General features: G+C 35.6%; 7 protein-coding genes. 6 read left to right on the top strand and 1 reads right to left on the bottom strand.

Annotated features, from left to right (window positions below; all coding sequences use genetic code 11):
- Nucleotides 1-5: 5 nt before the first annotated feature.
- The 6 genes from AC6UDE_RS05950 to AC6UDE_RS05975 all read left to right on the top strand — a co-directional run bounded on the left by AC6UDE_RS05950 (nucleotide 6) and on the right by AC6UDE_RS05975 (nucleotide 6,210).
- Complete coding sequence (locus tag AC6UDE_RS05950; protein WP_500696104.1) at nucleotides 6-1,214, top strand: acetate/propionate family kinase; 1,209 nt, start codon at nucleotides 6-8, stop codon at nucleotides 1,212-1,214.
- Between the two features lie 164 nt (nucleotides 1,215-1,378).
- On the top strand, nucleotides 1,379-2,776 hold the full coding sequence (locus AC6UDE_RS05955; protein ID WP_500694412.1) for an amino acid permease: 1,398 nt from the start codon (nucleotides 1,379-1,381) through the stop codon (nucleotides 2,774-2,776).
- 88 nt (nucleotides 2,777-2,864) lie between these two features.
- Entirely contained in the window at nucleotides 2,865-4,253 is a 1,389-nt protein-coding gene (locus AC6UDE_RS05960) for a bifunctional metallophosphatase/5'-nucleotidase (RefSeq protein ID WP_500696896.1), read from the top strand.
- 1 nt (nucleotide 4,254) lies between these two features.
- A complete protein-coding gene (locus AC6UDE_RS05965; protein ID WP_500696897.1) occupies nucleotides 4,255-4,785 on the top strand; it encodes a YutD family protein in 531 nt (176 codons plus the stop codon).
- A gap of 11 nt (nucleotides 4,786-4,796) precedes the next feature.
- Nucleotides 4,797-5,582: a TIGR01457 family HAD-type hydrolase gene (locus tag AC6UDE_RS05970; protein ID WP_500696898.1), complete on the top strand. Its 786-nt coding sequence runs from the start codon at nucleotides 4,797-4,799 to the stop codon at nucleotides 5,580-5,582.
- Between the two features lies 1 nt (nucleotide 5,583).
- Entirely contained in the window at nucleotides 5,584-6,210 is a 627-nt protein-coding gene (locus AC6UDE_RS05975; RefSeq protein WP_500696899.1) for a TIGR01906 family membrane protein, read from the top strand.
- Between the two features lie 40 nt (nucleotides 6,211-6,250).
- Here AC6UDE_RS05975 and AC6UDE_RS05980 read toward each other — a convergent pair whose 3' ends face one another.
- Nucleotides 6,251-6,904, bottom strand: a complete 654-nt coding sequence (locus AC6UDE_RS05980; protein WP_500694417.1) for a VTT domain-containing protein — start codon at nucleotides 6,902-6,904, stop codon at nucleotides 6,251-6,253.
- Nucleotides 6,905-7,149: the final 245 nt, after the last annotated feature.

A 7,149-nucleotide genomic window follows, 5' to 3' on the forward strand; every position in this document is an offset into this window, starting at 1 on the left:
TACTCATGGGTAAGATTATTGCAATTAATGCTGGTAGTTCGACTTTAAAGTTTAAGTTGTTTAAAATGCCAGAAGAAGAAGTTCTTGGAGAAGGTTTAATTGAAAGGATTGGCTTACCAAAATCACATGTTGAAATTAAATATGATGATGGGAAGAAATTTGAGGAAACATTAGATGTTAAGGATCATGAACAAGCAATCCAAATTTTGTTAGATCAATTACTCGATCTTGATATTATCAACGACTATAACGAAATTACCGGAGTTGGACATCGAGTCGTTGCTGGTGGAGAATATTTCGATCAATCGGTAATCATTACTCCTGAAGTTCTCAAAAAGATCGAAAGTTTGGATGAATTGGCACCCTTGCATGAGCCAGCCAATGTTTTAGGAATTAAGGCATTTGAAAAGGTGCTTCCAAACGTGACTAGCGTTGCCGTCTTTGATACATCATTTCATCAAACCATCCCCGAGAAAAATTATCTGTACAGTCTTCCTTATGAGTACTACGAAAAATATACGGCTCGTAAATATGGATTCCACGGGATTAGTTATCGCTATGTCTCTCAAAGAGCAGCTGAGTTAATGGGTAAACCCGTAGAAGATTTAAAGATGATTATCATGCATTTAGGTGCGGGTGCCTCAATCTGTGCCGTTAAGAACGGTAAGTCCTATGACACATCGATGGGATTTACCCCAGTTACTGGTTTAACCATGGCTACGCGTTCAGGTGATGTTGATCCTTCTCTTTTGGCCTACGTTATGGAAAAAGAAGGAATGACAGATATCAACGATATGATTAAAGTCTTAAACACTAAGTCTGGATTACTTGGTATTTCGGGTGTCTCTGCTGATATGCGTGAGGTTGAGGCTGCTCAAAAGACTAATCATCGTGCTAGAATTGCCCGTCAAATCTATGTTAATCGAATTGTTAGATACATTGGATCCTACCTAGCTGAACTTGGTGGTGCTGATGCAATTGTGTTCACTGCTGGAGTTGGTGAAAATAGTATTACCGTTAGACAGGAAGTTACTGATCAATTGTCATACTTCGGGATTGGCGTTGATAAAGAAAAGAACAATGTGCGTGGGGTGGTTAGAGATTTGAGTGCTGATGGCTCAAAGATTAAGACCCTTTTGGTACCAACCAACGAAGAATTGATGATTGCCCTTGATGTTCAGCGACTTGAAAAGGAAAAGAAAGCAAGTAAATAACCTAAAAGAAATCTTGGTAAATCCAAGATTTCTTTTTTATGTCATTGATTTAACCTTTTTTGAAATTTTGGTAGTTTTTCTTACAAAATATCTGTATAATTTCCATAAAAAGTAGCAAACAGCTTCACGTATCCGTGTATAATGTAGGCATACGTAAAGAAAGGATGTTTTTGTTGGAAAAAAATACAAATAATGAAAACCAAATGTCACGTGGACTTAAAAGTCGTCACGTTCAATTAATGGCACTAGGCGGGACCATTGGAACCGGATTGTTTTTAGGAGCTGGTCAATCAATTCATTTGGCTGGTCCATCCATTATCATTGCATATATAATTGCTGGAGTTGCTTGCTTTTTCTTAATGAGAGCACTTGGTGAATTACTACTTTCAAATACGAATAGTGTTTCGTTCATTGAATTTATTAATAAGTACCTAGGAGAAAAAACTGGTTTTGTGGCAGGCTGGACCTACTGGTTTTGCTGGATTGCCATTGCAATGGCAGAAGTAACCGCTGCTGGTCTATACATGAAGTTTTGGTTTCCTGACCTGCCACAGTGGGTAACTGCTGCCTTCTTAATTTTGATTTTATTCTTGTTGAACTCAATCACCGTGTCTGCTTTTGGTGAAACCGAATTCTGGTTTGCATTGATTAAAGTGGTGGCCATTGTGGCGTTAATCATTATTGGAATTGTTTTGGTTTTGATGCATTACAAGACAAGTGTTGGTTATGCACAGGTGTCTAATTTGTATTCTGATGGCTTTTTTGCCCATGGTGCATCGGGATTTGTCCTTTCTTTTCAAATGGTTCTTTTTAGTTTTGCAGGAATTGAAATGATTGGGATGACTGCTTCAGAGACCCAAGATCCGCAGAGAATCATTCCTAAATGTATTAATGAAGTCCCAACTAGAATCATTATTTTTTATGTTGGTTCGTTATTGGCTCTGATGTGTATTTTTCCTTGGCAGTACATTTCAGCAAATTCGAGTCCTTTTGTCCAAGTGTTTTCAAACATTGGAGTTAAGTCAGCAGCTGCTATTATTAATTTCGTGGTCTTGACCGCTGCAGCCTCTTCTTGTAATAGTGCTATTTTTACTACCGGTAGAATGTTATTTTCTCTAACCGACAAGAGCCAAAATAAATTTGCAAAGAAGCTTGGAACGCTTTCAAAAAGGCACATTCCTGCAAATGCAATTTTGTTTTCAACGATTGTGATTGCTATTTCAGTGTTGTTAAACATTTTGATGCCAGACGGTGTTTTTGAATTAGTTTCAAGTATTGCTACCACTTGTTTCTTGTTTGTTTGGTCTTTAATTGTTATTACACACTATGAATATCGCAAGTCACTTAACCAGGAACAGACAAACAAACTTACCTTCAAGATGCCATTTTTCCCATATTCTGACTTTTTCGTTGTTGGATTTATGGTCTTCGTTGCTTTTGTTTTAATTTTCAAAATGCAAACATTGATCGCATTAATTGGATCGGTTGTTTGGCTTCTTGTTCTATATGGATTTAAAGTTTTAAATGATAAAAGAAGAGAAAACAAAGAAGTCGATGATTAAAGTCATCGACTTTTTGATTATAGTTATTGATGGATGTTAAAATAGAAATTAGCGATAGTTACAGAAAACATTTTGAGGAAGTAATTTTATGGATGATAAAGTAGCAATTCTGCATACCAATGATCTTCATTCTCATTTTGAAAATTGGCCCAAGATCAGAAGATTTATGAAACTAAGAACAAAACAATTGGAAAAGCAGGGTTATCGAGTGTTTAAAGTTGATGACGGTGACGCCATTGACCGATCAAACGCGCTGACTGATGCTACTTCTGGTAAGGCCAACATTGAATTGATGAATTCAGTTGGTTATGATGCTGCAACAATTGGAAATAATGAAGCACTAACAATGTCACATGACGAACTGGCGCATCTTTATGATGATGCCAATTTTCCCGTTGTTTTGGATAATGTGATTGATGAAAGAACTGGTCAACTTCCAAAATGGGCGATCCCGTATCGTGATTTTAAGCTAAAAAATGATGTTCGGGTCCGTTTTATGGGCTTAACGGCGCCTTATCCCACGTACCAATACATGGATTGGAATTCACTTCCAATTAAAAGTACCATTGAGCGTTGTTTGAATGATTGGAAGGGGCAATATGACGTTCTGATTTTGCTTTCTCACTTAGGGATTAGCAATGATCGAAGAATTGCGAAAGCATTTCCTGACATCAATATTATCGTTGGGGGTCACACTCATCATTTGTTAGTTCATGGTGAAATGGTTAATCAAACCATGTTAACTGCAGCTGAGAAATGGGGCCACTACGTCGGTGAAATTACTTTTGACGTTAACGCTGAAAAAAGAGTAGAGAACGTTAAGGCACGTGTATATAAAACATCTGAAATGGAAACCGATGTGCAAGATGCAGAGGAGATTAAGCGTCTTGAAGATCGCGGTGAGAGAATTTTAGCAAGTAGTAAGGTTGCTGACATTCCTCATACAATGACAACGTCACTAACTGATGATAATGAACTGGTTGACTTGGGACTAAAGGCCATTGAAGCTAAAGCTGGGACGACTGCTGCCGTTTTGAACACGGGTTTGTTTTTAGGTGATTTAAAAAAGGGAATTGTTGACAAAAACGAACTCCATAAATTATTACCACATTCAATTCACGTTATGAAAAGTCAATTTTATGGTTATAACTTGTGGGAAATGATTATGGAAATGGAAAAGAACAAGGACTTTTTAGTTCGTTTTGAGCAAAAAGGAATGGGTTTTCGGGGAAAATATTTTGGAAGGCTCATTTATGATGGGATTCGATACGACACTAATAAAAAGCAGTTATTCTATCATAATCAACTAGTAGAACCCGATAAAAAATACACGATTGCTTTGATTGATCATTATAGTTTTATTCCGTTTTTCCCGGCGATTAGCATTGTGGGTAAAAATAACATTTTTTATGGTGAAACTTTGCGGGATGTTTTTGGTGATTATCTAGCAAAGAAGTTTCCGATCGAGGGGAAGTAAAATGGATCACAACGAAATTGAGAGTTTGATTGAAACAAGGAATGATGAGAGAGATTCCTTGGCTACTATTAAGCAGGTTGATGAAACAACTTTAAGCATTAATGGCCACGTGTACGTTCTTGAAGCTAATATTAGAAATGCTTTTGATTTAGGTGAATTTGCCAATAAATTTAATCCCATTTTGACACGTTTTGATTACATTGTTGGTGACTGGGGATATAATCAGTTACGGCTAAAAGGTTTTTATGCTGACTTTAGAAATGTTAGTAAAGGTTTACGTCATGCGGCAATTCCAGATTATATTATTGAGGATGCCAATTTTGGTTCTAATTACTTTGTCTTACACAATTTGGAAGCCGAAAAGGAAAAGAATCAAAGCCATAAAACTAGTAGAAAAAGACAACGTGCTGGTGGAAAAAATAGAAAAGCAGGAACTGCAAGCAAGCATAATGCTAATCAGACGTCAAATAATAATTTTAAATCAAAACATTTTAGAGATGGCAAGCGCGGCTTTACCATTAGACAGAAATAGGTGAAATCTTGATGAAGAGTTACAAGGGATATTTAATTGATTTGGATGGAACCGTTTATCAAGGAAAAAAGCGAATCCCAGCGGCTAAGCGTTTTATTGAGAGACTCCAGAAAAATTACATTCCTTTTTTATTTGTTACGAATAATTCAACCAAGACTCCAAGTGAGGTGGTCCATAATTTGGCACTTAATCACGATATTCATGTTACAAATGACAACGTTTATACTTCTGGGATGGCTACAGCTGCTTTTGTTAGTGAGGATGCGAAGTCGCATGATGATAAAGCCAGAACGGCATACGTTATTGGAGAAAATGGATTAAAGGAATCCATGGAGAAAATGGGTTTCAATATTTTTACAGATAATCCAGAGTATGTAGTGGTTGGTCTTGATCGTGACTTGACGTATGAAAAATTAGCACGAGCAGTGCTGGGGATTGCCCATGGTGCTAAATTTATTGGAACTAATCCAGATGCAAGAATTCCAAGCGAATATGGGATGCTGCCAAGTGCTGGTTCAATTATCGACTCAGTTCGGTATGCTTCAGGGGTTGAGCCGGTGATGATTGGCAAACCCAAGACCTTAATTGTTAGAAAAGCTTTAGATCAATTGAATTTAAGCAAAGCAGACGTAATCATGGTAGGCGATAATTATGACACTGATATTATGGCCGGTATTAACGATGGAGTAGATACTTTGCTGACTTATACTGGTGTGTCTACCAGAGAACAGGTAAAAAAGAAAGAAGTTCAACCTACTTATGAGGTAAATAGCTTAGATGAATGGAATACTTTATAGTTTGAAAGATTTAGTAGTATTTGTTTTAATACTACTTTTTTTAATAACATTTGCCGTTTTTTTTGTTATCAATGCTAGTTGGCTTTATTATGTTGCATTTTCCGTGTTGAATTTAACTAATCAATTTCATGTTTCAAGTGGATTATTAATGAGTAATTTTTATAAAATGATTGGTTTCATTCAGAATCCATTTGCGTCTAAATTAAGTTTGGACCAGTTTCCAATTTCAGCAAATGGGATGGTACATTTTAACAATGTAAGAGCCTTGGTATTAGCTAATAATTTGGTATTGTTAATTGTATCCATGGTTTTACTTGTCATTATGATTCGTTTCCTTTACTTTAAGAAGTTATGGAAGTTTCAGTTGCTTTCAGAGATGACGATTTTATTTATAATTTTTTTTGGAGTCTTTTGTGTTTTGGATTTTCAAGATGTTTTTATTTATTTCCATGATGTTCTTTTTAGAAATCGGGATTGGGTTTTTACGTCAAAGAAAGATCCAATCATTAACGTATTGCCGAATCAATATTTTTTAATGTGCTTTTTGTTGTTTTTTTTAATTATTCTTTTGGGATTATCTTTGATAATTTGGATTGGTAAAAGACAACTAAAAAAAGAGTCTGTCTAGAAGATTAAGATCTAATAGACAGGCTCTTTTTGTTTGAAACCTACTTCGATGTAGAAATCTTGCTTTTTAGATATCCAATTAAAGCTGGAATTAGTGAAATTACGATAATCAAAATGATTACTAGTGAAAAGTGTTCTTGAACGAACGGAATATTTCCGAAGAAATACCCAGCTCCACAACAAATCAGTACCCAACTGATACAAGCAATGAGGTTGTATTTAAGGAATTTTTTATAGCTGAAATCTGTGCCAGCGGCTACAAATGGGGCAAAGGTTCTGATAATTGGCATGAATCTAGCCAAAAAGATGGCAATTGCACCGTATTTATCGAAGAATTCACGTGCACGAGTTAGATCTTCTTCCTTGATAAATTTACCAAAAAAGTGGTGTTCAGTTAGTGCGTTTCCAACTTTTCTTCCAATAAAGAAGTTAAGGGAGTCTCCACCGGCAGATGCTAAGAAGAAGATAATGATGAATATCCAGATACTAAGATGATAATTGGAGTTAGCAGATAGGGCAGCGGCTGCAAATAAAAGTGAATCTCCAGGAAGGAAAGGTAAAATGACCGCTCCAGTTTCAATAAATATGATTGCAAATAAGATTAAGTATGTCCAATCGCCAAACATGTTTACGATCGTGATTAAGTGATGATCAATGTGTAATATAAAGTCAATTAAAAATTTAAAAAAATCCATGTTTTTCCTCTTTTTATATAAGTCATTAACTATTTAAGTGTATCAATAAAATGAGGATTTTTGAATTTAATTTTTTCTTATTTAAATTAATTTGGGTTTATTTAAAAAAAGTATTGACGTTAACTGTGATAGATAGTATAGTATTAGTTGTCGTCAAGTGCGGCATATCAATTTGGTTAAAATTAGTCAAACTTTTCTATTGACAATAAATTAACCACATGGTATATTATTATATGCGGCGTTGA

Source organism: Fructilactobacillus sp. X2R5C3, assembly GCF_059901325.1.

Excerpts from the sequence above, each read along its gene's own strand:
- AC6UDE_RS05980 (WP_500694417.1), bottom strand. The coding sequence starts at position 6,904 with ATGGATTTTTTTAAATTTTTAATTGACTTTATATTACACATTGATCAT.
- AC6UDE_RS05970 (WP_500696898.1), top strand. The coding sequence starts at position 4,797 with ATGAAGAGTTACAAGGGATATTTAATTGATTTGGATGGAACCGTTTAT.
- AC6UDE_RS05950 (WP_500696104.1), top strand. The coding sequence starts at position 6 with ATGGGTAAGATTATTGCAATTAATGCTGGTAGTTCGACTTTAAAGTTT.
- AC6UDE_RS05965 (WP_500696897.1), top strand. The coding sequence starts at position 4,255 with ATGGATCACAACGAAATTGAGAGTTTGATTGAAACAAGGAATGATGAG.
- AC6UDE_RS05955 (WP_500694412.1), top strand. The coding sequence starts at position 1,379 with ATGTTTTTGTTGGAAAAAAATACAAATAATGAAAACCAAATGTCACGT.
- AC6UDE_RS05960 (WP_500696896.1), top strand. The coding sequence starts at position 2,865 with ATGGATGATAAAGTAGCAATTCTGCATACCAATGATCTTCATTCTCAT.